This is a genomic window from Methylocystis sp. SB2, assembly GCF_049817085.1.
Taxonomy (GTDB): Bacteria; Pseudomonadota; Alphaproteobacteria; order Rhizobiales; family Beijerinckiaceae; genus Methylocystis; species Methylocystis rosea.
In genome coordinates, this window is record NZ_CP187401.1 from 3,127,980 (window position 1) to 3,151,696 (window position 23,717).

Consider the following 23,717-nt stretch of genomic DNA (forward strand, 5'->3'; position numbering starts at 1 on the left):
CATACGTTGGTCAGCGGGAGGAGGACGAACGCTTGACTGAGTGGCTACAAGTAGCCACTATCGGACCCATGACGACGGTTTCGATCAAAGACGCGAAAAATCGCCTGACCGAACTTGCTCGACAGGTCGAGAAGGGCGAAACGATCGTCGTGACGCGGAATGGGAAACCGGTGTTCGATCTGGTTCCTCATCAACCAAGACGCGGATTGCGGCTCGACGCCGTCGACGAATTCAAGAAGCGACACGGCCTCCAGTCCATCGTCACTTTCATCGCTGAGGATTTTGACGCGCCCTTGCCGGAAGACTTCCTGCTGCGCCCGCTGCCGGATGATGCATGAGGCTGCTGCTCGACACGCATATTCTGCTGGCGCTGATTGAAAACCGTGTCGCCGAGTTCGGATCGCGCGTGCAGTCTTTGCTGAAGAATGAAGATGCGGAATTTGTCGTCAGCGTCGCGAGTCTTTGGGAGATCGCCATCAAGTGGCGACTGGGCAAACTCGAACTCGCGATAAATCTTGAGATGCTTCCCGAACTGCTGGAAGCGATGGGGATCGAGGTCATCTCAATCAACGCGCGGCATGCGCTCGTCGCGGTCGAACCTGAGCCGCACACGCGCGACCCGTTCGATCGCCTGTTGCTGGCGCAATGCAAAATCGAGGCGTTGCGTCTCGTGACGATTGATCCCGCGCTTCTCGACCATCCGTTGGCTGCGCGCAAGGCTTAGCGGATCGCCTTCGCCAGACGGTCGAACGCCATCAGCTCCTTGACCATTGTTTCGAGCTCGCCGAGCGGGACTTGCGTCGCGGGGTCCGAGATCGCAGCGCCCGGATCGGGATGCGTTTCGATGAAAAGCGCCGCGACGCCAACCGCCACGGCGGCGCGGGCGAGCGTTGCGACGAAGCGCCGCTCGCCGCCCGACGATGTCCCTTGTCCGCCCGGCTGCTGCACGGCATGCGTCGCGTCGAAGACGACGGGCGCGCCGGTGGTCTCCTTCAGGATCGGCAGGGCGCGCATGTCCGCGACCAGCGCATTATAGCCGAAGCTCGTTCCGCGTTCGGTGACGAGGACGCCGCCGGCGCCGGCCTCACGCGCCTTCTCGACGGCGTGGACCATGTCCCAGGGCGCGAGGAACTGTCCCTTCTTGATATTGACGGGGCGTCCGGTTTTCGCCGCGGCGACGATGAGGTCGGTCTGACGGCAGAGGAAGGCGGGAATCTGCAGCAGGTCGACGACCTCGGCGACGCGCGCGCATTGCCATGCTTCATGCACGTCGGTCGTCACGGGCAAGCCGGTCTTCTCTCTGACTTCAGCAAAGATCGGCAGCGCCGCGTCGAGGCCGACGCCCCGCGCCGCTCCGCCGCTGGTGCGGTTCGCCTTGTCGAAGGACGCCTTGAAGACGACGCCGATCTTCAGTCGCTCGCCGATCGCGGCGAGTTCACTGGCGAGTTTGAGCGCCAGATCGCGGCTCTCCAGCGCGCAGGGGCCGGCGATCAGCGTCAAAGGCAGGTCGTCGCCGATCTCGACGCGCCGCGCGCCATGTCCAATGAGTACTCTCGTCACGGCGCGCCTTGTCTCACGTTTTGATCAGTCGCGCGACTTCTAGGCGCAGCGCCGGCAGGACTTCGGCTTCGAACCAGGGATTGCGCTTCAGCCAGCCGATATTGCGCCAGGATGGATGGGGGAGGGGAAAGATCAGCGGCGTCGCGCTCTGAAACTCGCGCCAGCGCGCGACGATCTCCGAAACGCTCGCGCTCCTCGGCAAAGCATGGCCAAGACGCGCGAAGTGATAATCCTGCGCATATCTGCCGATCGCCACGATCGTCTCGATCTGCGGCAGCGTCGCGAACAGCGAATCGTGCCAGCGTGGACGACATTCAGGGCGCGGCGGCAGGTCGCCGCCTGCCGAATCATATCCCGGAAAGCAAAAGCCCATGGGCACGATGGCGATACGCGAGACGTCATAGAAGGTCTCGCGATCCACGCCCATCCAGTCGCGCAGCCGATCGCCGGAAGGATCGTTGAAAGGAACGCCGGTCAGATTGACGAGATTGCCGGGCGCCTGGCTTGCCAGGAGAAGCCGGGCGGTGGGTGAGACGCGCAACACCGGGCGCGGCTCATGCGGCAGTATCGCGCCCTCTGGCGTTTCGGCGCAGACGCGGCAGGCGCGGATGCGCGCCGCGATCTCATCGAGTTGTCTGCCCGACACGCGCCGCATCAGGGAACGACGCTCGGACGCGCCGAGACTTCCGCCCGCCAGCGGGAGAGATTTGGCAGTGCTTCAGGGATCTCGACACGCGCGAGCTTCGTGAGATCCATGGCGACGATGGCGGTGATGTCGGCGATGGTGAAGTCGTCGGAGGCGATGAAGCGCCGCGCGGCGAGTTCCCCATCGAGAAAGCGCATCATCTGTTGCGCGCGCGGCCGCTGATGTTCGGCCAAATGCGGGAGCTGCGGAGACTCGAGCCGCGCCAGCGCCGGATGGCTATGGCGAAACGCGAGCGCCACCGGCGTGAACAGGCGGAACTCCACCCGGCGCTGCCACATCTCGACAAAGGCCTGTTCGCGCGCGTTCCGGCCAAAGAGCGGCGGGTCGGGGTAGAGCGATTCAATGTAGCGGCAGATGGCGACCGATTCGGTGAGCGTCGCGCCATCGTCGAGCACGAGCGCCGGAACTTCCGCCAGCGCATTGACCGCCGCATAGGCCTCCTGCTTGTGGTCATGCGTCATGAGGTTGACGTCGCGAATGGGAATCGTGACGTTTTTCTCAGCCAGGAAAATGCGAACCCGCCGGGGATTTGGCGCCAGCGGCGTATTGTAGAGCAGCATGTCGGTCTCGGTTCGGGTTTCGATATGGGGGGCTTTGCTGCGATTGGTGAGGGCGGCGTGCAAACTTTACACACGTGCCCGCTCGTCAGCGGCGGTTCGCAGTTTGAGCGCGATGATTTAAGTGAGGCGCGATGACGAACGATCTCCCGACTCAACCTGCCGCCGCCCTCGTGCTGTTTTCCGGGGGACAGGATTCCACGACCTGCCTCGCCTGGGCGCTGTCGCGCTTCGAGCGCGTCGAGACGGTCGGATTCGATTACGGCCAGCGCCACCGCGTCGAGCTTTCGCGCCGCGCCGGGTTGCGCGACGGCCTTATGCGCCTCTCGCCGCTTTGGGCCGAGCGGCTCGGCGAAGATCGCACGATTTCGATCGAAGCGCTCGGCGCGATTTCCGAGACGGCGTTGACGCGCAACGCGGAGATCGCCTTCGCCGCCGACGGGCTTCCCAACACATTCGTTCCAGGGCGCAATCTGCTGTTTCTGACCTTTGCCGCGGCGCTCGCCTATCGCCGCGGCGTCAACGATCTCGTCGGCGGCATGTGCGAGACGGATTATTCGGGCTATCCCGATTGCCGCGACCAGACGATCCGCGCCATGGCGCAGGCGCTCAGTCTCGGCATGGACCGCAGCATCAACATCCATACGCCGCTGATGTGGATCGACAAGGCGGCGACCTGGCGACTGGCGGAATCGCTCGGCGGCGAAGCGCTGGTGCGGCTCATCGTCGAAGAAACCCACACCTGCTATCTCGGCGAGAGGGGCCGCCGCTTCGACTGGGGCTATGGCTGCGGCGAATGCCCTGCCTGCAACCTGCGCGCGCATGGCTGGGAGAACTATCGCACCGGACAGACGCGCCCGTCGGCCGAGCCCTTCTGATCGCTCACGTGTGGCGCAACGGCCACAGAATGCACTGATCTCTCGCGCCGCGTGACCGGCGCATTGACAGGCTTCGCCTCGGCCCGGATATGTTATGTTATAACATATGATGACCGGAGCGGGCATTTATGAGGAAGAGCGTTTGGGTCGGCGCAGCGGCCGGCGGCGCAATAATCGGGATTTTCACCAGCGTCGCGAGCGCCTTGGCTCAGCAGGCCTTGCCGCCGATTGAAGTCGGCTCTGTGAGTCCGATCAAGCGCGCCAAGATCGTCTCCCCGCCACAGACTCCCCCTGCGCCCGGCGGGCGCAACCGCGTCGCCGGCCCGAGCGGACCCGAGCCGCGCGAACCGGCCGTGGCGCCGCAAGGCGTCCTTCCCATCGTCGCCGATCAGTTCGCGACGGTGACGGTTGTCACCAATGAGGAGCTGCGTCGCTCGCCGGGCGCGACCCTTGGCGACGTGCTCTTCGCCAAGCCGGGCGTCACCGGATCGACTTTCGCGCCCGGCGCGGCGAGTCGTCCCATCGTGCGCGGTCTCGACAATTACCGGGTGCGAATCCAGGAAAACGGCGTCAGCAACAGCGGCGTCTCGGAACTTGGCGAGGACCACGCCGTACCGCTCGATCCCGTCGCCGCGAGCCAGGTCGAGGTGGTGCGCGGCCCGGCGACGCTGCGCTGGGGGTCGCAAGCGATCGGCGGCGTCGTCAATGTCGAGAATAACCGCATTCCCACGGCCTTGCCCTGCCGTCTCGCGCTCATCCTGACGGCCGAGACGGAGGGTTGCTCGGTCGTCGAGACTCGCGGCGCGGTGATGACCGTCGACAACGCGCTCGAGAACGCGACGCTGCTCGACGTCGGCCGCGGCAATGTCGCCTTCCACATGGATGTCCATGGCCGTCGCAGCAGCGACTACCTTATTCCCGGCTATCCTTATCTTTTTCCGCCGGATCCGCCGCCGCCGGTCTTCGGGCGCCAGCCCAATTCATCGATGCGCTCGGCCGGCGGTTCGGTCGGCGGCTCCTATTTTTTCGACGGCGGCTTCGTCGGCGTCGCGGTGACGCAGTTCAACTCGCGCTATCGCATCCCCGGCATTGAGCCGACGGAGACCAATACGCGCATCGAACTTCGCCAGACGCGCGTGACGTCCAAGGGCGAGTTCCGTCCGCAGTCGGCCTATATCGAAGCGGTCCGCTTCTGGGCGGGTCTGACCGACTACAAGCACCACGAACTCGCCAATGAGGGGGGATTCGACGGCGTTCAGCAGACCTTCACCAACAAGGATCTCGAGGCGCGGGTCGAAACCCAGCTTCGCCCGGTCGATTTGTCCTTCGCGACTCTGACCAGCGCCTTCGGCGTGCAGGGCATGCATCAGATCCTGACCTCGCCCGGACGCGAGGGCGGGCTCTTCGACCCCAATCGGACGCGAAGCGTCGCCGGCTATTGGTTCAATGAATTCAGGCTGACCGACACATCGAGAATGCAGCTGGCCGGACGCATCGAACATGCGACCGTCTCCGGCGCATTTCCCGAACTCCTGGTCTCCGGCGCATTTCCAGAACTCCTCGCTGATCCGGCGCTGCAAATCGCCCGCGTGCGAAATTTCACGCCAAAGAGCGCAGCCTTTGGTTTCCTCCAGGATCTGCCGCAAGGCGTCGTCGCGAGTCTGACCGCCCAATATGTCGAACGCGCGCCGCGCGCGCCCGAGCTCTTTTCGCGCGGAATCCATGAGGCGACGGGAACTTTCGACATCGGCAATCCGAATCTGCGAATTGAAGGGGCGAAGACCATCGAAATCGGCCTGCGCCGCCCAGTCGGTCCATTCCGCTTCGAGGCGACAGCCTACCTCACGCGCTTCGACGGCTTTATCTTCCGAAATCTCACCGGCGCGGTCTGCGAGGGCGATATTGCGAGCTGCGCCTTGGACGGCGAGGGCGATCTGCGTGAGGCGATCTATTCGCAGCGCAATGCGCTTTTCCGGGGCGGCGAGTTTCAAAGCCAACTCGACGTCGCGACGCTGGCAGGCGGCGTCTTTGGGGCGGAGCACCAGTTCGACGTGGTGCGCGCGACATTCGTGGGCGGCGGCAACGTCCCCCGCATCCCGCCCGTTCGGCTCGGCGGCGGATTGTTCTGGCGAGATTCGAATTGGCTGCTGCGGGTCAATTTTTTGCACGCCTTCGCGCAGCGCAACATCGACCCAACGAATGAAACCCCAACGAAGGGCTATAATCTGCTGAAGGCCGAAATCAGCTACCGCATGCTGCTCGATCCGGGCGATCCGCTGAGCCGCGAGTTGCGGCTGGGACTCGTCGGCGACAATCTCCTCAATGAGGACATCCGCAACAGCGTCTCCTTCCGCAAGGACGAGGTGCTGCTCCCGGGCGCAAATCTGCGGTTTTTCGCCAATGCGCGGTTTTGACGTTCTAGGCCGTCACGGCTTGATCGCCGGGGCGAAATAGGGCATAGGCGGGGCCAACGAAGCGCTGGGCGTTATCCCGGCCAGTTCACCATTGCCGGGGATAGACCGATGAAAGTCCGCAACTCTTTGAAATCTCTGCGTTCGCGCCATCGCGCCAACCAGATCGTGCGCCGCAAAGGCCGCGTCTACATTATCAACAAGGTGCAGAAGCGCTATAAGGCGCGCCAGGGCTGAGTTCCGCCACGCCTGTTGATCCAGACGCATGAAGAAGGGCCGGAGCGTCAGCTCGCGGCCCTTTTGCACTAAATCGCGTACCGCCGCGTTAGACGCCGCCGTCCTCCGCCACGCCCATGAGGGCCAGCACATGCGCGTTGACGCTGCGGCTGAGAGCGTCGACGTCATAGCCGCCTTCGAGCATTGAGACGATGCGGCCGCCGCAGCGCCGGTCGGCGATGTCCATCAGCCGTTTGGTCGCATCGCCGAAATCCGTCTCGCGAAGCCGCAGGCCGCCGAGCGGATCCCGCTCATGGGCGTCGAAGCCCGCCGAAATCAGGATCAGGTCGGGCGCGAAATCGCGCACCCGCGGCAGGATTCGGTCGGCGAGCGCTTCGCCAAAGGCGTGCCCCGTCGAGCCGGCGAGGAGCGGCGCATTGACGATGTTGTCATGTTCGCCGGTTTCATTGCGCCCGCCGGTGCCGGGATAAAAGGGCGCCTGATGCGTCGAGCAGAACAGCACCTTGTCGTCGGCCCAGAAAATTTCTTGCGTGCCATTGCCGTGATGGACGTCGAAATCGACGATCGCCACCCGTTCCGCCCCATGCGCCGCCAGGGCGTGGCGCGCGGCCACGGCGACATTGTTGACGAAGCAAAAACCCATCGGATTGTGCACGCCGGCGTGATGCCCAGGGGGGCGGACGGCGACGAAGGCGTTGTCGGCCCGTCCCGACATGACTTCGTCCACTGCCGCGACGGCGCCGCCGGCGGCGCGCCAAACCGCTTCGATCGTCTGCGGACACATCAGCGTATCGCTGTCGAGCGCCGAATAGCCTTCGCGCGGCGCCGCGTGCTCAAGGGCGGCAAGATAGGATTGGGGATGGACGCGTTGCAGGGATTCCGCTTGCGCTTGGGGCGCGCTCATCCGGCTCAGCGACGCGAATCGCGCTTGCTCCAAGCCGCGCTGGATCTCCCGCAACCGTTCGGGGGCTTCAGGATGGCCGGGACCCATCTCGTGAAGGAGCCCGCTTTCATGTGTGACGAGGAGGGTTTTCAATGCTGCGACGCAATCCAAGCGGGCGACGCTACGCCAGTCAACGCATGGATTTTCGGCCTTCCACAGCCTCCTGTCCATGAAAAAGAAACAGTAAAGCTCAAGCGCGGGGCCGCGGCGGTTAGCGTGGCGCCGGCGCAACAGTAAGGGAATAATTCGGAAGACGTGATCCCAGCGCCAAAGTTCATGATAAGAAAATCGTAACAACTGTTTTGCGGCGGAAAGGAGTGCCTGAAATGAGTTTCAGATATGTGACAGCGGCGTCTGCGCTTCTCGCTGTTTTTCTTGCGGGTTGCAACGGCGGAACGCCTCTTCCCGATCCGAGGCTTAATGGTCGCGACGCCGAATTCATGGCGCTTGCTCCCAAGGCTGGGGTGAGTTCGCAATACGAACGCTACCTCGTCGATTATAAGACGAACGAGCCCGTCGGTTCGATCATCGTCGATAACCGCTCGAAATTTCTTTACTATGTCTTGCCGGGCGGAAAGGCCGTGCGCTACGGCGTCGCCACCGGTCAGGACGCGATGGCCTTCACCGGCCGGGCCTATGTGGGCGGCATGCAGGAATGGCCGCGGTGGATCCCGCCAAAAGACATGCTCGAGCGTTGGCCGCATCTCCAGCCGACGGCGGACGCCGGCGGTCTGCCGGGCGGTCCCGACAATCCGCTCGGCTCGCGCGCGCTCTACCTCTATCAGAACGGCAAGGATACGCTCTATCGTATCCATGGCACCAATGAGCCGGATAAGATCGGACAGGCCGTATCCTCGGGCTGCATCCGCATGCGCGACATCGATGCGATCGATCTTTACAACCGCGTGAAGGTCGGCACCAAGGTCGTCGTCCTCTAAGGCTTCGCCCGTTTATCAAGCTTCCTGCGACGCCCTCCGCCCCGCGCGCGAGGGCGTCGTCGTTTTTGCCATACGATTACCGGGCAGTCGCTCCGCGCGCGCCCGAGTAGACCGAGGTTTTTCGACGCCCCGCCCTCGGCATTCGCCCGTGTGCGCTCTCGCACGGCGCCTTGGTAAAGCGGACCTTAATGTCGCGGATGTTCGCAGGGTGCGGGCGATCGAAGAAGGGGATTGATTATGCGTCCGACGACAAGCATGGGCTGCTTAGTCCTGGTGGTCAGCATTCTCTTGCTGGAAGTCGCCGGCGCGGGCGCTTACCTCGCGTCGTCCGCGCAAGCGAAACCCTCGGACCCTTGCTACGGCTATGCGATTTGCCAGTAAAAATTTTCATTCTGTCGCGCAAATCGTGGAACGCACGCGCGACATTTGCGTTTCTGTTCTGAAAGGCCGGCGTGCCCAAAATCGATGCTCGAAAGAGCGGAGACTCGGAGCGCCGCGCCTTTCAAGTTTTAATAACTGTTGCAGCGAGAGGCGGAAGGCTGGGCCTGTCATGCGCAATTTGGTTTTGTACGTTTTGATGCTGTTCCTGTTCGCGGCTGGTGTCGCAAGCGCCACGACTTTTCTCTCCCGACCGTCGCCCAACGGCGACGATTTCTGCTTTGGATATGCAATCTGCGAATAATCAGGCGGACCGTTTCTGACGCGCCAGTTCGCGCATGCGCGCGATGCTGCGCGTCAGCGAGCCTGCTTCAACGCCGATGAACGCTTCTATTCGCCCGCACATCGCGTCGGCGGTCTGGTAGACGCGCTGTTTGAACGGCGCGACCAGTCTGGCCGCCCAGGCGCGAATCTCGAGGACAATTGAATAGATCTGACAGAACCGGTCGATCTGCATCAGCTTGTCTCGGCAGATGTCGAAAAGAAACGACATGACGCCGAGCGCCAGCGTTTTGGCGAGAAGAATCGCCAAAAGCCCCGTGAACACATGGCCATGCGCGATTAACTCAAAACCAATCAGCTTGGCCGGGATAATCGCGAACGCTGGCGTGATAAATATCGCCAATGTTTTTAGGGGCGTAAGCGTCGCGACGAAATCCTTGAACTGCTGCTCGTAACGTTCAAGCCCAAGTGCGCGTCCAAGATCGTGCAGCCATTCGCTGAAATGATCCCACAGCCAGGTTTCGACCAGAAAGAGGACGGCGAGCGTGAACCAAAACGCCTCCTTCAGGCGCTGTTTCCAATTTTCCATACGTCTTCCTCTCGCATGCGGCGGGTGCGAAGCGCGAGCTCGCGGCGTGAATCACGACGGCCACATGGACCGCCAGCTCAAATGTGGATGGCGCGTTTGGCGACGGCGAAGGCCGCCTCGCGAATCGCCTCCGAGAGCGTCGGATGGGCATGGCAGGTGCGCGCGAGATCTTCCGACGAGCCGGAAAATTCCATCAACACGGCAGCTTCAGCGATCAATTCGCCGGCCGCCGCGCCAACGATATGGACGCCCAGCACCCGGTCGGTCGCCGCGTCGGCGATGATCTTCACGAAACCGTCGGTCGCGCGCATCGCGCGCGCGCGGCCATTGGCGGTAAAGGGGAATTTGCCGATCGCGACCTCGATCCCTCCGGATTTGGCCTCTTCCTCGGTGATGCCGACCGCTGCGACTTCCGGCATCGTGTAGACGACGCTGGGAATGACGCCGTAATTCACATGCCCGGCCTGTCCGGCGAGGATTTCGGCGATGGCGATGCCTTCGTCCTCAGCCTTGTGGGCGAGCATCGGCCCGCGCACCACGTCGCCGATGGCGTAGACTTCCGGAACATTAGTCGCGAAATGTTCGTCGATGACGATTCGTCCGCGCTCCAGGGCGACGCCGGCGTCCTCGAGTCCGAGGCCCTGCGTGAACGGGATGCGGCCCGTCGCGATGAGCACGGCGTCGGCCTCGATCGTGTCGGATGACGCGCCATCGACCGACGAATAGGAGACGACAGCGCGCTCGGCCTTGCCGGTTCCCTCGCGCCGCACGCCTGTCACCTTGGAGGCGAGGCGGAAATCGAAGCCCTGTTTTTCGAGGATCTTCTGGAAGCGTGCGGCGATCTCGAGATCGAAGCCGGGCAGGATGCGATCGAGATATTCGATCGCAATCACTTCGGCGCCAAGCCGCCGCCAGACCGATCCAAGCTCGAGTCCGATGACGCCTGCGCCGACGACGACCAGCCGCTTCGGCGTCTTCGCCAAGGCCAAAGCGCCGGTCGACGAAAGGATCAGCTTCTCGTCGATCGCGATCTCCGCGCCGGAGGCGTCGCGCAGCGGTGCGACGGCTGAGCCGGTGGCGAGAACAATGTTCTTCGTTTCCAGCGTCTGAACCGCGCCGTCCGCGCTCGTGACCTCGACTCGCCCGGCGCCTTTCAGGCGGCCGACGCCGCGAAACGACTCGATCTTGTGCTTTCGAAACAGGAAGGCGACGCCGTTGACGTTCGCGCCGACGGTGTCGTCCTTGTGCTTCATCATCGCCGCAAGATCGAGACGCGGCGGATCGACGATGACGCCGAGCGGCGCCAGACCATGCGCCGCTTCTTCGAACATATGTGAAGCGTGGAGCAGCGCCTTCGACGGAATGCAGCCGACATTGAGGCATGTGCCGCCGAACGTCGAATCCTTCTCGACGACGGCCGTCTTCAATCCAAGTTGCGCCGCGCGGATCGCGCATACGTAACCGCCTGGACCGGATCCGATCACGACAAGATCGTAGGTCATGTCATCCGCAATTCAAATATGGGGCCGCTTCCAAGATCCGTTCTTAGATGAACGCATCCGAGATGAACTTTGGCTAAACGCCGCTCTCGGAAATCAGCCGGCGGCCCAGACGTAGATGAGCGTTGCGACGACCCCGAGCGCGGTTTGACCCAGCTCCAGGCGACCCCAAAGATCGATGACCTTGCGCGCTTCATGCGCCGCGTCGGCTTGGATCAGCGCCAGGATGCGATTGTTGAGCGGCACGATGGCAAGATAGGTGTAGGGCCAGGTCGCAATCGCGATGAGCGCGCCGAAAAGCCATCTGACGTCATCGAGCTCGCGATAGGCGATGAAGCCGAAGAGGGCGGCAAGCGCGGCAAAACTTGCGAGCACAATGAAGCCGCGATGATCGGAGGGCTCCCACTCCTTGATCAGCGCGTCGTCAGTGAGCGCAAGCCGCGCCGGCTGTTCGACGTAATTGACATAAAGCGAGGCGCCGGTGAAAGCGCCAGCCGTCGCGAGCGCAAGCGAACCAATAATCATTCAAGCGTCCTTTGGCGGTCGGCATGACCCGGCGTTGCTGGCGAATCGACTCCGACCGCCGATCCGCCGCCGTTGTTCTTAAGCTGACTCGATTGCTTCCTCGTCGCAGACGACGCGGGAGTTGCTCTCGGCTTCAGCGGCGACGTCGATTTTCACCGCCTTCACCGCATCCTGCTCTTTTCGGCGATCCGTGAAATGGTCGAAAAACACCCTCATCGCGCGATCGACGCCATAGGGATTGATGCGTCTCGTATCCTCCCGATAGAACATCGGCACGTTCGGGGAAACCGTGGCGAGATCATAGGATGGGAGATAGGCGATATTCGGCCTTGCCCGGACGACTTCGTCGGCGGCGGCGCGCAGAATCGCCTTGACGGCGCAGTTCGACTCAATGACGTGCCGGTCTTCATAGGTCGCGATAATGCCGACCGGCGACACGCTCAGCACGATGCGCACTTTGGGATTGACCTCGCGAATGCGGTCGACGGCGGCCATGAAGTCGCGCACGACTTCGCTGACGGTCATATTGTAGAACTCATAGACGCTCGGGTCCCAGGCGCCGCCGGCGACGCCCGGCGCAAGCTGCAGGATCGCGCCGTCGGGCTTGTGGCGCCAGGTCTCGGTATGGCCGAATGTGAAAACGAAGACGTCCATCGTCTCGAGCATGTGGCGGACCGCGGCGAGATGCCGCTCGCGATCGGCGCGCATCTCTTCAACAGTGGCGTATCCGTCGGGTTCGATGCGCGGACGGAACGGATCGACGACGCGGCCGTCCTCCGGCCTGTTCCAGTGATCGAGCTGCGGCGTGAAGCGTCCATAGGCGCGTTCGATCAACTGCAGCAGCTGCACGGTCGTGTAGAGATTGCCGTAGCGGCAGGAATACATTGAGTAGTTACGGCGCAGCGCCTCATCCGCGGACATGCCGGCCGGCGGCTGCTCGGCGAGATAATAATGGAATCCGCTCGCCTGCAGGCCCATCGCGATCTCCTGCGCGAAGCAGCTGCCGCCCGTCGCGACTTTGTCCTGCGGCGAAATCTTAAAAGGCGTGCGAATGATTGGATCGAGCGCGAAGGGCGGCAGCGAGGTCACCGCCTTGCGCCAAAAGCGATGGTCGGGTAGGGAGCTATAGGGGTTCTCCGCCATGGTCGCACTCCTTTCTGATCCGGCCGATGGTCGCGGATCGAGCTTTTCCCGCGTCGTTCGCGAGCCGCCCTCTGGCGTCGCAACATAAACGGCGCCCGACCGCTTGTCACCCGGCGGCGCCGCTGAGAACGCCCGCGCCGTCGCCAATCCATGAAAGACCGCATGTTAACGCAGGTTGACAGACAGATTCTAAAATCCTGGCGGCAATACGCCGTCGAGCCGCGGCTCGCGAAGATCACCGGCCGCGTCATGCGCAACACCGGGCCGCGGATCGCCATCATCGGCAATTGCCAGAGTTTCGGCGTCGCCTATGCGATGAAAGTGCTCGATCCGAGCGCGACCGTCGACCATTTTTCGATGATCGCCCGCGCCCGCTCGACGATGGGCCTCTTCGCCAAGACGCTGGAGACTTACGACTACGTCTTCTCGCATGACTTTCTTGATGGTCACGTGCGCGGCGGCGGTTCAGAAGAATTATGCAAGCGCCTGCCGAAGACGATGATCTTTCCTGCGATCACCTTCGCGGCCTTTCATCCCGATCTCGTCTATATTCACGATCTGTCGCGCATGCACGGTTTCGTTTGCGGGCCGATCGGTCCCTACCATTCGGCGATCGCGCTTTTCGCCTATCGCAAGGGCTTGTCGGTCGAGATGGCGAACGCGCTCTTCAACGAGAACGTCTTTGACGCGCTCGGCTATTTCGACATGTGGAACGACGCGTCGCGCGAACTGGTCGATGGTACGCGCGACAAATATGGCCTCGATCTTTCGGCCGAGCTGATGAACTGGTCGCGCCGCGGCGTTTTCATGTACAGCACCGTGCATCCGATGAGCTTTGTGCTGTTCGATCTCTCCAAGAAGCTGTTCGAGACGGTCGGACTGAAGCCGCGGACAGTGAATTTCAACTATTACGCCATTCATGATCTCGCGCGCAGCGAGATCTTCCCGATCTATCCGTCGATCGCGAAGCGATATGGGGCGCAGGGCGGCTATATGTTCAAGCTGCAGAACCACCATATATCGACGACGGTGGGCGATTTCCTGACGCTGCCGCAGTACATCGCGTCCTGCTACAAGATCTATAGCGGCCACGATCCCTCGCAGCTTAGCAATCCGCGCGTCGACGCCTGGGTCGCCGACGAGGCGACGAGCGGATTGCTGATGAGATTGGCGCGCGAGAATTTCGTCGCGGGCCTCACGCCTACGCTGTAAGCTGCTTGCGTCATTCCCGACGCGCGCAAAACGCGCGACCGGGAATCCAGAGCAAGACCAGCACGCTTGGATCGGCCTCGATTCCCGGTCAGCCCTTTGGCCTGCCGGGAATGACACCGCCCAAACGCACGGATATCCGTACTATTTCCAGCGCGTGTCGAATTTCGCGAGATTGAAGGGCGGCTTATAGGGATGCAGCGGATTTTCGCCGCTAAACGGCTTCACCACGGTGAGAATGCGCTCGCGATGTTTCAGGGGCGGGAAGCCTGAAGGATCCAGCGCCCCCGTGTAACCGAAAAGATGCGCCGGATCGACATTGACCTTGAATGCCGGCGGCGGACGCATCCAGCTCTGCGCGACGACATCCATATAGGTTGTCTTCAGCATGTGGTTGAGGCCCCACTGCGTCGGCACGAAGCAGGACTTCGCCGAGTCCGACATGTCCCAGTAAAAAGTGTCGGGTCGCAATTCGAGCGTCGCGTCGCCTTCGAAAATCGCGATTGATCCTTCGTGCATGAGATGCCGCACTTCGGCGAATCCCGCGAAGGGGTCGACAAGGTGGTAGTAGACGCCGAGACAGATGATGATGTCGAAGGTCTCATTAAGCTTCGAGGCTTCGTAGATCGAAACGTTCTGATTGATCTCGACATTGGAGTTTAGAAGCTTCTTGGCGAGGCGCAGCCCGGCGCCGCTCGCCCAGTTCTGGCTGACGTCGTCGGTGGCGACAACGCGCTTGGCGCCCCGCCGCTCGGCGTAAAAGCTCCAGTATCCGTCCCAGCAGCCGATTTCGAGCACGCTCTTGCCGGCGAAATCGATCTTGTCGAGCTCGCTCTCGATGAAGCGCCAGATGCGGCGATGATCGTCGGCCTGCGACACGCTGAGGGCGCGCAGCCCGTTTCCGAAATCGAACTCATGATACCAATGAATGGCGTCAATTTCTTTTTGCAGCGCTTCGCGCGAGGCTGCGTCCTGCACGTCCATCGAATGTTCCTTGGATGATTGGTCGGGCGCGCGAAAGCGCCCAGTCTAATCGCGGCGAGGGCGCGGAGTTTGCCTTTATTCCGCGCTCCATGCAAGGCGAGGACGCGTCGCCCCTAAGCCGTCGACACTCTCCATGTCGGCCGCGAATGCGCGGATGCGCGGCGCGATCTCGTCGCGAAAGCGCGAGCCGTTGAAGACGCCGTAATGGCCGACGCCTTTCTGAACATAGTGGCGTTTCCGGGCGGCAGGAATATTGGCGCAGAGATCCAGCGCGGCTTCGGTCTGGCCGACGCCGGAAATGTCGTCCTTTTCACCCTCGACCGCAAACAGCGCGGTGCGGCTGATCGCTTTGAGGTCGATGAGATTGTCCCGGTGGCGCAACAGGCCGAGCGGCACTTCGTGGCGGACGAAGATGCGATCCACGGTTTGCAGATAGAATTCTGCGGTCAAATCCATCACCGCGAGATATTCGTCGTAAAAATCGCGGTGTCTTTCGGCGGAGTCGCCGTCCCCCTCGACGAGATGGTTGAACATTTCGAGATGAGCCGAGATATGGCGCTCGAAATTCATCGACATGAAGCCGGAGAGCTGCAGAAAGCCCGGATAGACTTGGCGTCCCATGCCGGCGTGCGGAAACGGCACGCTGTGGATGCAATGGCTGCGGAACCAATCCATGCCGCGCTGCTGCGCCAGCTTGTTGACGGCCGTCGGATTCACCCTTGTGTCGATGGGGCCGCCGACCAGCACCATGGATTCGGGAACGTCAGGATCATTGTCCGCCTCCATTGCGGCGATCGCGCAGATGAGCGGCACTGACGCCTGACAGACGCCAAGCGTATGCAAGGGCGTTTCAGGCCCGTTCAGGGCGAGGAAACGCATGATTTCGCTGAGATAATCGATGTAATCATCGAGATCGAAGGAGCCGTCGACGAGCGGCACCGTGCGCGCGTCGCTCCAATCCGTGATGTAGACGTCGTAGGTCGGCAGGAACGCCTCGACCGTGCCCCGCAGCAGCGTGGCGTAGTGGCCGGACATCGGCGCGACAATCAGCAATTTCGACTGTCGGGGCGCCGGACCAGTAAACAGCCGCTTGAAATGTAGCAGGCCGCAAAACGGCCGGTTCCAGACAACCTCCTCGACGATTTGGACCTCGGCGCCATCGACAATCGTCGTGTCCAGGCCGAACAAGGGTTTCCCGTAGCGGCGGGTCATGCGCTCGAACAGTTCCGCCGAGGCGGCGACGTTGCGGCCGAACGACGTGTGATGCAGCGGATTGAGCGGATTTTTCATCGCGTGCAACATCGCGTCCGTCGCCGCCCGCGCCGGCGCGAAAGCCAAGTGCAACATTTCGTAGAGCTGGTACGACATACGGTCCATCTTTACGCTTCTCCCCGCCACCCCCGTCGCAGCCGCCGCGCTGCGTTTCATGCTGCACCGCACAATCAAACTTATAACATATTCAAGATAAGCAAAGTTAGAAATCTGGCGAGCAGAGCTGTGGCGCCACGGACCTGAAAATTTGCAGCTCTGTCATATTCTCCCAGCCAAGGCGCAGACTGCAAGCGAAAACCAGAGCGTGGCGGTTGAAATCTCATAGAGCGACAAAGCGCGGCGAATATCCGCCGCATTAGCCTCGCGCCTGCCGTCGCCAAGACTCGCGCCCTCCACCGCTTCAGCCCCGCCGTAGGAGCGTGGTCCGCCGAGCTTGAGGCCAAGAGCGCCCGCCGCCGCCGCTTCGGGCCAGCCGGCGTTGGGAGAGGCGTGCTTTGGCGCATCACGCCAGGCCGCCGCCAGCGCCTTGGCCGGAGAGGCGCCGCTCACGGCCAAGGCGCCGACCGTCAGCAGGCCCGCAGCCGCGCGCGCGGGGAGAACATTCATCAGATCGTCGCAGCGGGCCGCGGCCCAGCCGAAGGCGAGATAGCGCGCCGACTTGTGGCCGATCATGCTGTCGGCGGTGTTGACCATCTTATAAGCCAGCGCGCCCGGCAGGCCGAAGACCGCGAGCCAGAGCGCCGGCGCGACGACGCCGTCGGAGAAATTTTCGGCAAGGCTCTCGATGGCGGCGCGGGCGACGCCGGATTCGTCGAGCGCCGATACGTCGCGTCCGACGATTTTCGCCACCGCCGTCCGGCCGTCTTCCACCGAGATCGTCAGCGCCTCCGCGACCGCGGCGACATGCGCATGCAGGCTGCGCTGCGCCAGAAGGCTGGATGCAACGACAGCGAGCGCAATCCAGCCGAACGGAAGCGCGAGCGCCGCGCGTTCGATCAGCGCGCCGCTTCCAACAGCGATGACAAGAAGCGCGGCGAGCGCGAGGGCGCCTTTCAGCCGTCGCAGCGCGAAGGAGTCGCCCTCACGGTTCAGCCCTCGGTCGAGCGCGGCGATCAGCGCGCCCATCCATGTCACCGGATGGCCGATCCTGCGAAAAAGCGCATCCGGATAGCCGGCGCCCGCCTCGATGGCGAGCGCCAGAAGCGCAACGCCGAAATTCACCGTCCAAAAAGCGCGGTGATCGAGGCTTTGGCCAGCGCATTCTGATTGATGGTGAAGCCGGCGATGGCGGTGCGGCCATGCGCGGCGTCGCCGAGCTTTTCGGTCTTTAGCGCGTAGACGGTGAAAACGTAACGGTGCGGCTTGCCGGGCGGCGGGCAGGGGCCGCCATAGGCCTTGTCGCCGAAGTCAGTCTCCAAATGATGCGCGCCGGACGGCAGGTTTTTCCCCGAAGCGTCGCCGGCGCCCCGCTTCAAGCCGCGAACGTCGGCCGGAATATCGACGACGAGCCAGTGCCAAAACCCGGCGCCGCCCGTCGGCGCATCGGGGTCATGCACAAAGACGGCGAAGCTCTTGGTGCCAGGAGGCGGGTCGCTCCAATGGAGCTCCGGCGAGATATTCTCACCGGTGCAGCTCATGGAATCATAGACATGCTTCATGTCGATCGTCTTGCCTTCGGCGATGTCAGAGCTTGTGAGCTCGAACGCTTGGGCGCCGCTCGAGTCGGCGGCCAGCGCGATAAGACCGAGAAAGGATGAAACGCTGCGCAACATGTAAGCGTGCTCCTCAAATCTGGAAATCGCCGCATCTTTAGCGGATCGGCGCGCCGGTGTCGCGCGCTCGCGCTTCGCGGTAAAGAGGGCGCATGAGCGATGCGGGAAGTGGGCGTCCTTTGCGCCGTGGCTGGACGACGGGCGCCTGCGCGACCGCCGCGACGCGCGCCGCCTTCGAGGCGCTGATGACGGATGCGCCGCCTCCCGATCCGGTCGAGATCGCGTTGCCGTCGGGAAAGCGCGTCGCCTTCGCGCTGGCGACCTTCGAGCGCGGCGAGGATTTCGCCCGCGCCGGCGTGGTCAAGGACGCCGGCGACGATCCGGACGTCACCCACGGCGCCCTGATATGCGCGAAGGTGCGCCGCGGCGTTCCCGGCGCGGGCGTGCGGTTTTTCGCGGGAGAGGGCGTCGGCGTCGTGACGCGCCCGGGGCTTCCGCTGGCGCCCGGCGAGCCGGCGATCAATCCCACGCCCCGTAAGATGATGACCAACACGATCATCGAGGCGAGCACGAGGATCGGCGTTGGCGCGGACGCGGACATCGAAATTTCGGTCCCTGGCGGGGAGGAATTGGCCAAGCATACGCTGAATGGACGGCTCGGCATCGTTGGCGGACTCTCCATTCTCGGCACGACCGGCATCGTCACGCCCTTTTCGTGCGCCGCCTGGATCGACAGCATCCATCGCGGCGTCGATGTGGCCCGCGCCAGCGGGTTGACGCATGTCGCCGGCACGACGGGCTCGACCTCCGAAGCGGCCGTGAAGCGGCTTTATGATCTGCCGGAGACGTCCCTCATTGAAATGGGGGATTTTGTCGGCGGACTGTTGAAATATCTTCGCACCCATCCGGTCGCGCGCGTCACGATCGGCGGCGGCTTCGCCAAGATGACCAAGCTCGCGCAAGGACGACTCGATCTGCATTCGGGGCGCTCGAGCGTCGATTTCGCGAGGCTCGCTAACATCGCGCGCGAGGTCGGCGCGGGCGAAGAGATTGCCGCGCTCATCGAGAGCGCCAACAGCGCGCTCGAAGCTTTGCAGATCGGACAAAGTGCGGGAATCGATCTTTCGGCGCCGGTCGCGCGCGATGCATGGAAAACCGCCGCGCGCGCGCTCGATGGGGCGGAGAGCGAATTGGAGATCATCTTATTCGACCGCGAGGGGGCTCTGCTCGCCCGCACGCCGCTCCAAAGAGCCCAGACATGAGCGAAAATCCGCATCTCACCCTTGTGCTCGGCGGCGCGCGTTCCGGCAAAAGCGCATATGCGGAGAGTCTCATCGTCACGCATCCGTCGCCCTGGACCTATATTGCGACGGCGGACATTCTGGATGAGGAAATGCGCGCGCGCGTCGACGCGCATCGCGCAAGACGCGGCGAGGACTGGCGCACGGTCGAAGCGGCGCAGACGCTCGTCGACGCGATTCGCGAGGCGCCGGTCGATGGACCGTTGCTGATCGACTGTCTCACGCTCTGGCTGAGCAATCGGCTGCTTGGCGGCGCCGATCTTTCACGCGATCGCGCCGCGCTTGTTGATGCGTTGTCGTCCCGCTCGGCGCCGACCGTCGCCGTCTCGTCCGAGGTTGGCTTATCGATCGTGCCCGACAATGCGCTGGCGCGTTCTTTTCGAGATGCGGCAGGCGAATTGCATCAGGCTGTTTCGCGGAGTGCGGGACGGGTCGTCCTCGTCGTCGCAGGCAATCCGCTGACTGCGAAAGGGCCGTCGATCATGTGATCGTTTCCGCCGCCGCTAAAGCTTCGCCACACGATTTTAGAGGAGAAGTTCATGTTTATTCCTTTGCGCAGATTGCACATCGCCGTCGCCGTGACGTGCTGTCTTGCAGCCGACGCCGCGTCGGGCGCCGAGCGCCTCCCGGCTTACGGCGCAAATCTGTCCGAGACTTCCGTGTCAGGGCTTTCATCGGGCGCGGCGATGGCGTTGCAATTCCATGTGGCGCATTCCGGCATTGTGAAAGGCGCCGGGATCGTCGCCGGCGTGCCTTACGACTGCGCAGAGCAGAGTTCGAACCAAGCGACCAGCAATTGCATGAAGCCGGACGCCGCCCATCCGGTCCCGGATCCGGCGCATCTTACGAACATCACCGACGCGCTCGCGCGCTCCGGGGCCATAGACGACGTCGCCAATTTGAACGATGCGCGCGTCTGGTTGTTTTCCGGTCGCAAGGATGAGGTGGTGCATCCCGTCGTGATGGATGCGGCGCACGACTATTATTCGTTTTATGTGCCGCCGGATCGCATCGTCTATCGAAACGATATCGGCGCGGGTCACGCGATGGTGACCGAGGACTATGGCGACAAGGAATGCAGCGCGAACAAGGCTCCGTTCATCGTCGACTGCGACTTCGACGCCGCGAAAGCCTTGCTCGAGCAGATTTACGGGCCGCTCAACGCGCCGAGCGCGCAGCCCGCCGGAAAATATGTCGAGTTCGATCAAAAGGAATTTTTGCCCGACGGCAATCCCTACAATCACAGTTTAAGCGATGTCGGCTACGCCTATGTGCCGCATGTCTGCGCGCTGGAGACGTGCCGCGTGCATGTCGCCCTGCATGGCTGCAAACAGCAGGCCGCCGAAGTTGGCGACGCGTTCTACAAACACGCCGGCTACAATCGCTGGGCGGATACGAACCACATCATCGTCGTCTATCCGCAAACCATCAGTCGCTGGGGCTGGGGCTGGCCGTTCTATACGTTGAACTTCGTTTTGAACCCCAATGCTTGCTGGGACTGGTGGGGCTACGACAACGCCGAGCACCACACCAAGAAAGGTCCGCAGATCGCCGCCATTCGCGCGATCGTGGACCGGCTCGCGACGAAGCCGTGAGGCTTAGCGCCCCATGTCGTGCTTGTGCTCATCATTGCGCATGGCGGGAGATGGCGATTGTTGTGACAATTTGGGTGTGGCTTTTGGCGTCGTTCGCTATCGGAATAATAGCCAAATTGCGAATTAGGGCGCGTCATTTGCACACGAGCGACTGCCCGAAACAAATTGAAATCAATTGGCCTCAGTCCGGCTGAGGAAGTAGCCCCATATGCAAGGCGCGGCTCGGAAATGTCGGACGTCACTGCGTTCGCTCGACCCCGGCCGGCGTGGATAAAAAAGGGGTAAGGATATGAAAAGATCGCTTGGCGCGCTCATTGCCTTTAGCGCGATTTCAGTGGGCGCACAGGCGGCGGACTTGCCTTCCAATAAATCTTCGCCGCCGCCGTACTTGATTGCGCCACCTCCGCTTTGGACCGGCTTCTATGTTGGCGCAAACCTCGGAGGAGGAGTGCCGAATAGGGGAGCCGGCGGCGTAATCGGCGGCGGTCAGCTGGGTTACAATTACCAATTTTCGCGGCTGTTTGTTGCCGGCCTTGAAACCGATATCCAAGGATCAAGCATGAGTGGCGTGCATTGGTTTGGAACGGTTCGGGGACGCTTGGGCACAACTGTAATTAATCCAACATTGCTCGTTTATGGGACCGGAGGATTCGCCTATGGCGGAAGCGGCGGCGCGGGGGCAGGCTGGACCGCCGGCGGCGGCGTTGAATGGGCTTTCGCTCCGAAATGGTCCGCGAAGGTTGAATACCTCTATGTCCGCCTTTCCCAGAACGAAGATTTTGGGCCACGTCGACATGGCGACCAGGGTTTCAACGTCGTGCGAGCGGGACTCAACTATCGCTTCGATCCTTATGCATTTCTAAGCCCGCCAAAGGCCTTCTAAGGGTTCCCAAAGGTCGCAGATATTCCACGGATACGCTGAGCCGACTGGCGATGTTCATCACCATAGCGCGTTCCTTTCTATCAAGCGTGAAGGCAGACATCATGTGTAACAATGGTGTGTCGTCTCGACGGCGCCAACGGCTGACCTCGACGGCGGGAGCACTGGCATTTGCTATTTGTTGTAGCGAATTGGCCGCGCTCGCCGGCGTCGTCTCAGTTGCGTCAGCGACTTTCGCACAAGCGGAGCCTGGTTGGGGACCGCCGCCTCCGGGGCCCGGCTGGGGACCGCCGCCTCCGCCCCCAGACTCGTGGGGACCACGTCGCAGACGATGGCGTCGATTGCCGCCACCGCCACCGCCACCACCACCTCCTCCTCCGCCTCTGCCTTTTTTTTGACGAATGGCAGGTCCGATCGTCAGGACGGACACCAGCGCCGAATGCGAGGCGAGTGTCGATAAGCTTCACTAAAGCGCGGATTGCCGTCGCGCTCGAAGTGAACCCGTGCCGTTGTCCGAAACGATCACGCTCGGGCGACCGCGCCTCGTGATCAACGCCAAACGATGGACGATTCGCTCACATGGCTTCTTGAATTTCTGAGGTGTCGTCGCCTGTAAACCAAGAAATGTCGTCGCCATCGCCCTCATCCGACCCCGCGTCGCGGGGCCACTCTCCCGCTTCACGGGAGTAGGGAGCGCCTTACGCGCCCGCCGCTTCCAGTCCTTTCTCCAGATCGGCGATGATGTCGTCGATGTGCTCGATGCCGATCGAAAGCCGCACATAGCCGGGCGTGACGCCGCTCGCGAGCTGCGCTTCCTCGGCGAGTTGCGAATGCGTCGTCGTCGCCGGATGGATGGCGAGGCTGCGCGCGTCGCCGATATTGGCGACGTGATAGAACATCTCCAGCGCGTCGATAAATCTGCGGCCGGCGTCGAGACCGCCCTTCAGCTCGAAGCCGAGCAGCGCGCCATAGCCGCCCTTCAGATAGGCGTCCGCGCGCCGGCGCATCTCGCCTGTCTGCTGCGACGGATGAATGACCCGCGTCACTTCGCTGCGCTTGCTCAAGAAGTCGACGACCTTCTGCGCGTTCTGCACATGACGCTCCATGCGCAGCGTCACCGTCTCGACGCCCTGCAGCGTGAGAAAAGCGTTGAACGGCGAAGGCGCTGGGCCGAGATCGCGCAACAGCGTCGCGCGCGCCTTGATGATGTAGGCCACGGGGCCGATCGGCTTGACCGCCTCAACCCAGATGGCGCCATGATAGCTCGGATCTGGCGTATTCAGCGCCGGCTGACGCTGCGGAAATTTCTCCCAATCGAAAGTGCCGGAGTCGATGATGGCGCCGCCGATCGACGTGCCGTGGCCGCCAAGATATTTCGTGGTCGAATAGACGACGATCGCCGCGCCATGATCGATCGGCCGGCAGAGAATCGGCGCCGCGGTGTTGTCCATGATCAGCGGCACGCCGAGTTCCCGGCCGATCGCCGCGACTTCGGCGATCGGAAACACGGTGAGTTTGGGATTGGGCAGCGTCTCTGCGTAATAGGCGCGCGTGCGATCGTCCGTGGCGCGGCGGAAATTCTCGGGATCGGCCGGATCGACGAAGCGCACCTCGAGCCCCTGGTCCTTCAGCGTATTGGCGAAGAGGTTCCAGGTGCCGCCATAAAGATCGGTTGACGAGACGACATTGTCGCCGACGCGGGCGAGATTTTGTATCGACAGCGCCGACGCCGCCTGTCCCGAAGCCAGCGCCAGGGCCGCTACGCCGCCCTCCAGCGCCGCGAGCCGCGACTCCAATACGCCGGTCGTCGGGTTGCCGATGCGCGTATAGATGTGGCCGAGCTCTTTCAGCGCGAAAAGACTGGCGGCGTGCTCGGTGTCGCGAAACTGATAGGAGGTCGTCTGATAGATCGGAACGGCGACGGCGCCGTTGGTCTCGTCCGCGCGCCAGCCGGCGTGGAGCGCAATCGTTTCGGCGTGCTTGCTGTCGACGGCCATCATCTTCCTCCTGGCGTGAGCGTAAGCTCAATAAATCAAAGAAAACGCCCGCGCTACATGGCGCGCCTTTCTCCATTGCTTGTTTTACGCGCCCCTCCATTTACCGGCGGGGGCCATCGTT

Annotated in this window: 25 protein-coding genes; 12 read left to right on the forward strand and 13 right to left on the reverse strand. The window is 62.7% G+C overall.

All coding sequences use genetic code 11. The features are described 5' to 3' along the window. Positions 1-68: 68 nt before the first annotated feature. Together ACPS74_RS15225 and ACPS74_RS15230 are read left to right on the forward strand one after the other, a co-directional pair. On the forward strand, positions 69-338 hold the full coding sequence (locus tag ACPS74_RS15225) for a type II toxin-antitoxin system Phd/YefM family antitoxin (protein ID WP_029649820.1): 270 nt from the start codon (positions 69-71) through the stop codon (positions 336-338). After that, on the forward strand, positions 335-724 hold the full coding sequence (locus ACPS74_RS15230; protein WP_029649824.1) for a type II toxin-antitoxin system VapC family toxin: 390 nt from the start codon (positions 335-337) through the stop codon (positions 722-724). The genes ACPS74_RS15225 and ACPS74_RS15230 overlap by 4 nt, the downstream gene beginning before the upstream one ends. On the opposite strand, the gene kdsA is transcribed toward ACPS74_RS15230, so the two are convergent. From kdsA to ACPS74_RS15245, 3 genes are read right to left on the reverse strand one after another with little or no spacing between them, the layout of a single operon-like run. Further along, positions 721-1,560 (reverse strand): 3-deoxy-8-phosphooctulonate synthase, encoded by an 840-nt coding sequence (gene kdsA, locus ACPS74_RS15235; RefSeq protein ID WP_051381744.1) that lies wholly within the window; start codon positions 1,558-1,560, stop codon positions 721-723. The genes ACPS74_RS15230 and kdsA overlap by 4 nt on opposite strands. A gap of 13 nt (positions 1,561-1,573) precedes the next feature. Further along, positions 1,574-2,215 carry a uracil-DNA glycosylase family protein gene (locus tag ACPS74_RS15240; protein ID WP_029649828.1) on the reverse strand — a complete coding sequence of 214 codons (642 nt, stop codon included), beginning with the start codon at positions 2,213-2,215 and terminating at the stop codon, positions 1,574-1,576. Then, positions 2,215-2,826, reverse strand: coding sequence for a glutathione S-transferase family protein (locus tag ACPS74_RS15245; RefSeq protein WP_029649830.1), 612 nt, complete (start codon positions 2,824-2,826; stop codon positions 2,215-2,217). The genes ACPS74_RS15240 and ACPS74_RS15245 overlap by 1 nt, the downstream gene beginning before the upstream one ends. A 131-nt stretch (positions 2,827-2,957) precedes the next feature. On the opposite strand from ACPS74_RS15245, the gene queC reads away from it, so the two are divergent. The 3 genes from queC (at position 2,958) to ykgO (ending at position 6,349) form a co-directional block, all read left to right on the forward strand. After that, positions 2,958-3,701 (forward strand): 7-cyano-7-deazaguanine synthase QueC, encoded by a 744-nt coding sequence (gene queC / locus ACPS74_RS15250; RefSeq protein ID WP_029649832.1) that lies wholly within the window; start codon positions 2,958-2,960, stop codon positions 3,699-3,701. A gap of 128 nt (positions 3,702-3,829) precedes the next feature. Beyond that, a complete protein-coding gene (locus ACPS74_RS15255; protein WP_029649835.1) occupies positions 3,830-6,115 on the forward strand; it encodes a TonB-dependent receptor in 2,286 nt (761 codons plus the stop codon). 108 nt (positions 6,116-6,223) lie between these two features. Further along, on the forward strand, positions 6,224-6,349 hold the full coding sequence (gene ykgO, locus ACPS74_RS15260; RefSeq protein ID WP_018407448.1) for a type B 50S ribosomal protein L36: 126 nt from the start codon (positions 6,224-6,226) through the stop codon (positions 6,347-6,349). Positions 6,350-6,437: 88 nt separating this feature from the next. Here the strand turns inward: ykgO and ACPS74_RS15265 are convergent, their stop codons facing one another. Continuing rightward, positions 6,438-7,340: a histone deacetylase family protein gene (locus tag ACPS74_RS15265; protein WP_193392183.1), complete on the reverse strand. Its 903-nt coding sequence runs from the start codon at positions 7,338-7,340 to the stop codon at positions 6,438-6,440. 278 nt (positions 7,341-7,618) lie between these two features. On the opposite strand from ACPS74_RS15265, the gene ACPS74_RS15270 reads away from it, so the two are divergent. Both ACPS74_RS15270 and ACPS74_RS15275 read left to right on the forward strand, forming a co-directional pair. Further along, positions 7,619-8,230: a L,D-transpeptidase gene (locus ACPS74_RS15270; protein ID WP_029649839.1), complete on the forward strand. Its 612-nt coding sequence runs from the start codon at positions 7,619-7,621 to the stop codon at positions 8,228-8,230. Positions 8,231-8,467: 237 nt separating this feature from the next. After that, a complete protein-coding gene (locus tag ACPS74_RS15275; RefSeq protein WP_018407452.1) occupies positions 8,468-8,611 on the forward strand; it encodes a hypothetical protein in 144 nt (47 codons plus the stop codon). 301 nt (positions 8,612-8,912) lie between these two features. Here the strand turns inward: ACPS74_RS15275 and ACPS74_RS15280 are convergent, their stop codons facing one another. The 4 genes from ACPS74_RS15280 to ACPS74_RS15295 all read right to left on the reverse strand — a co-directional run bounded on the left by ACPS74_RS15280 (position 8,913) and on the right by ACPS74_RS15295 (position 12,646). Beyond that, entirely contained in the window at positions 8,913-9,479 is a 567-nt protein-coding gene (locus tag ACPS74_RS15280) for a hypothetical protein (protein ID WP_029649841.1), read from the reverse strand. Between the two features lie 77 nt (positions 9,480-9,556). Further along, entirely contained in the window at positions 9,557-10,981 is a 1,425-nt protein-coding gene (gene lpdA / locus ACPS74_RS15285) for a dihydrolipoyl dehydrogenase (protein ID WP_029649843.1), read from the reverse strand. 93 nt (positions 10,982-11,074) lie between these two features. Continuing rightward, positions 11,075-11,503 carry a DUF1772 domain-containing protein gene (locus tag ACPS74_RS15290; RefSeq protein WP_029649844.1) on the reverse strand — a complete coding sequence of 143 codons (429 nt, stop codon included), beginning with the start codon at positions 11,501-11,503 and terminating at the stop codon, positions 11,075-11,077. A 78-nt stretch (positions 11,504-11,581) separates the two neighbouring features. Then, a complete protein-coding gene (locus ACPS74_RS15295) occupies positions 11,582-12,646 on the reverse strand; it encodes a GSCFA domain-containing protein (RefSeq protein ID WP_029649846.1) in 1,065 nt (354 codons plus the stop codon). Between the two features lie 162 nt (positions 12,647-12,808). Between ACPS74_RS15295 and ACPS74_RS15300 the strand changes: the two genes are divergently transcribed. Next, positions 12,809-13,858 (forward strand): WcbI family polysaccharide biosynthesis putative acetyltransferase, encoded by a 1,050-nt coding sequence (locus ACPS74_RS15300; RefSeq protein WP_036241709.1) that lies wholly within the window; start codon positions 12,809-12,811, stop codon positions 13,856-13,858. A gap of 141 nt (positions 13,859-13,999) precedes the next feature. Here ACPS74_RS15300 and ACPS74_RS15305 read toward each other — a convergent pair whose 3' ends face one another. The 4 genes from ACPS74_RS15305 to ACPS74_RS15320 form a co-directional block, all read right to left on the reverse strand. Beyond that, positions 14,000-14,839, reverse strand: a complete 840-nt coding sequence (locus ACPS74_RS15305; protein ID WP_029649849.1) for a class I SAM-dependent methyltransferase — start codon at positions 14,837-14,839, stop codon at positions 14,000-14,002. A 75-nt stretch (positions 14,840-14,914) separates the two neighbouring features. Then, positions 14,915-16,216, reverse strand: coding sequence for a polyhydroxyalkanoate depolymerase (locus ACPS74_RS15310; protein WP_029649850.1), 1,302 nt, complete (start codon positions 16,214-16,216; stop codon positions 14,915-14,917). A 153-nt stretch (positions 16,217-16,369) separates the two neighbouring features. Beyond that, positions 16,370-17,332, reverse strand: coding sequence for an adenosylcobinamide-phosphate synthase CbiB (cbiB, locus tag ACPS74_RS15315; RefSeq protein ID WP_029649851.1), 963 nt, complete (start codon positions 17,330-17,332; stop codon positions 16,370-16,372). Further along, complete coding sequence (locus ACPS74_RS15320) at positions 17,329-17,883, reverse strand: YbhB/YbcL family Raf kinase inhibitor-like protein (protein ID WP_029649853.1); 555 nt, start codon at positions 17,881-17,883, stop codon at positions 17,329-17,331. The genes cbiB and ACPS74_RS15320 overlap by 4 nt, the downstream gene beginning before the upstream one ends. 92 nt (positions 17,884-17,975) lie before the next feature. On the opposite strand from ACPS74_RS15320, the gene ACPS74_RS15325 reads away from it, so the two are divergent. The 4 genes from ACPS74_RS15325 to ACPS74_RS15340 all read left to right on the forward strand — a co-directional run bounded on the left by ACPS74_RS15325 (position 17,976) and on the right by ACPS74_RS15340 (position 21,602). Beyond that, complete coding sequence (locus ACPS74_RS15325; RefSeq protein ID WP_029649855.1) at positions 17,976-19,085, forward strand: cobalt-precorrin-5B (C(1))-methyltransferase; 1,110 nt, start codon at positions 17,976-17,978, stop codon at positions 19,083-19,085. Further along, positions 19,082-19,612: a bifunctional adenosylcobinamide kinase/adenosylcobinamide-phosphate guanylyltransferase gene (gene cobU / locus ACPS74_RS15330; protein ID WP_029649857.1), complete on the forward strand. Its 531-nt coding sequence runs from the start codon at positions 19,082-19,084 to the stop codon at positions 19,610-19,612. Before ACPS74_RS15325 ends, cobU begins: the two co-directional genes overlap by 4 nt. A gap of 51 nt (positions 19,613-19,663) precedes the next feature. Then, positions 19,664-20,719: an extracellular catalytic domain type 2 short-chain-length polyhydroxyalkanoate depolymerase gene (locus tag ACPS74_RS15335; RefSeq protein ID WP_029649859.1), complete on the forward strand. Its 1,056-nt coding sequence runs from the start codon at positions 19,664-19,666 to the stop codon at positions 20,717-20,719. 289 nt (positions 20,720-21,008) lie between these two features. Next, on the forward strand, positions 21,009-21,602 hold the full coding sequence (locus tag ACPS74_RS15340) for an outer membrane protein (protein ID WP_029649861.1): 594 nt from the start codon (positions 21,009-21,011) through the stop codon (positions 21,600-21,602). Positions 21,603-22,297: 695 nt separating this feature from the next. Here ACPS74_RS15340 and ACPS74_RS15345 read toward each other — a convergent pair. Further along, positions 22,298-23,596 carry an O-acetylhomoserine aminocarboxypropyltransferase/cysteine synthase family protein gene (locus ACPS74_RS15345; protein ID WP_029649863.1) on the reverse strand — a complete coding sequence of 433 codons (1,299 nt, stop codon included), beginning with the start codon at positions 23,594-23,596 and terminating at the stop codon, positions 22,298-22,300. Positions 23,597-23,717: the final 121 nt, after the last annotated feature.

What these genes read in the sequence shown, in the direction of transcription:
- ACPS74_RS15280 (WP_029649841.1), bottom strand. Translation starts at nt 9,479, where the DNA reads ATGGAAAATTGGAAACAGCGCCTGAAGGAGGCGTTTTGGTTCACGCTC.
- ACPS74_RS15275 (WP_018407452.1), top strand. Translation starts at nt 8,468, where the DNA reads ATGCGTCCGACGACAAGCATGGGCTGCTTAGTCCTGGTGGTCAGCATT.
- ACPS74_RS15305 (WP_029649849.1), bottom strand. Translation starts at nt 14,839, where the DNA reads ATGGACGTGCAGGACGCAGCCTCGCGCGAAGCGCTGCAAAAAGAAATT.
- ACPS74_RS15240 (WP_029649828.1), bottom strand. Translation starts at nt 2,215, where the DNA reads ATGCGGCGCGTGTCGGGCAGACAACTCGATGAGATCGCGGCGCGCATC.
- cobU (WP_029649857.1), top strand. Translation starts at nt 19,082, where the DNA reads ATGAGCGAAAATCCGCATCTCACCCTTGTGCTCGGCGGCGCGCGTTCC.
- ACPS74_RS15310 (WP_029649850.1), bottom strand. Translation starts at nt 16,216, where the DNA reads ATGGACCGTATGTCGTACCAGCTCTACGAAATGTTGCACTTGGCTTTC.
- ACPS74_RS15325 (WP_029649855.1), top strand. Translation starts at nt 17,976, where the DNA reads ATGAGCGATGCGGGAAGTGGGCGTCCTTTGCGCCGTGGCTGGACGACG.
- ACPS74_RS15230 (WP_029649824.1), top strand. Translation starts at nt 335, where the DNA reads ATGAGGCTGCTGCTCGACACGCATATTCTGCTGGCGCTGATTGAAAAC.
- ACPS74_RS15290 (WP_029649844.1), bottom strand. Translation starts at nt 11,503, where the DNA reads ATGATTATTGGTTCGCTTGCGCTCGCGACGGCTGGCGCTTTCACCGGC.
- ACPS74_RS15270 (WP_029649839.1), top strand. Translation starts at nt 7,619, where the DNA reads ATGAGTTTCAGATATGTGACAGCGGCGTCTGCGCTTCTCGCTGTTTTT.
- ACPS74_RS15340 (WP_029649861.1), top strand. Translation starts at nt 21,009, where the DNA reads ATGAAAAGATCGCTTGGCGCGCTCATTGCCTTTAGCGCGATTTCAGTG.
- ACPS74_RS15300 (WP_036241709.1), top strand. Translation starts at nt 12,809, where the DNA reads ATGTTAACGCAGGTTGACAGACAGATTCTAAAATCCTGGCGGCAATAC.
- ACPS74_RS15265 (WP_193392183.1), bottom strand. Translation starts at nt 7,340, where the DNA reads ATGGGTCCCGGCCATCCTGAAGCCCCCGAACGGTTGCGGGAGATCCAG.
- ACPS74_RS15245 (WP_029649830.1), bottom strand. Translation starts at nt 2,826, where the DNA reads ATGCTGCTCTACAATACGCCGCTGGCGCCAAATCCCCGGCGGGTTCGC.
- ACPS74_RS15320 (WP_029649853.1), bottom strand. Translation starts at nt 17,883, where the DNA reads ATGTTGCGCAGCGTTTCATCCTTTCTCGGTCTTATCGCGCTGGCCGCC.
- ACPS74_RS15335 (WP_029649859.1), top strand. Translation starts at nt 19,664, where the DNA reads ATGTTTATTCCTTTGCGCAGATTGCACATCGCCGTCGCCGTGACGTGC.
- ACPS74_RS15345 (WP_029649863.1), bottom strand. Translation starts at nt 23,596, where the DNA reads ATGGCCGTCGACAGCAAGCACGCCGAAACGATTGCGCTCCACGCCGGC.
- queC (WP_029649832.1), top strand. Translation starts at nt 2,958, where the DNA reads ATGACGAACGATCTCCCGACTCAACCTGCCGCCGCCCTCGTGCTGTTT.
- ACPS74_RS15295 (WP_029649846.1), bottom strand. Translation starts at nt 12,646, where the DNA reads ATGGCGGAGAACCCCTATAGCTCCCTACCCGACCATCGCTTTTGGCGC.
- ykgO (WP_018407448.1), top strand. Translation starts at nt 6,224, where the DNA reads ATGAAAGTCCGCAACTCTTTGAAATCTCTGCGTTCGCGCCATCGCGCC.
- ACPS74_RS15225 (WP_029649820.1), top strand. Translation starts at nt 69, where the DNA reads ATGACGACGGTTTCGATCAAAGACGCGAAAAATCGCCTGACCGAACTT.
- lpdA (WP_029649843.1), bottom strand. Translation starts at nt 10,981, where the DNA reads ATGACCTACGATCTTGTCGTGATCGGATCCGGTCCAGGCGGTTACGTA.
- ACPS74_RS15255 (WP_029649835.1), top strand. Translation starts at nt 3,830, where the DNA reads ATGAGGAAGAGCGTTTGGGTCGGCGCAGCGGCCGGCGGCGCAATAATC.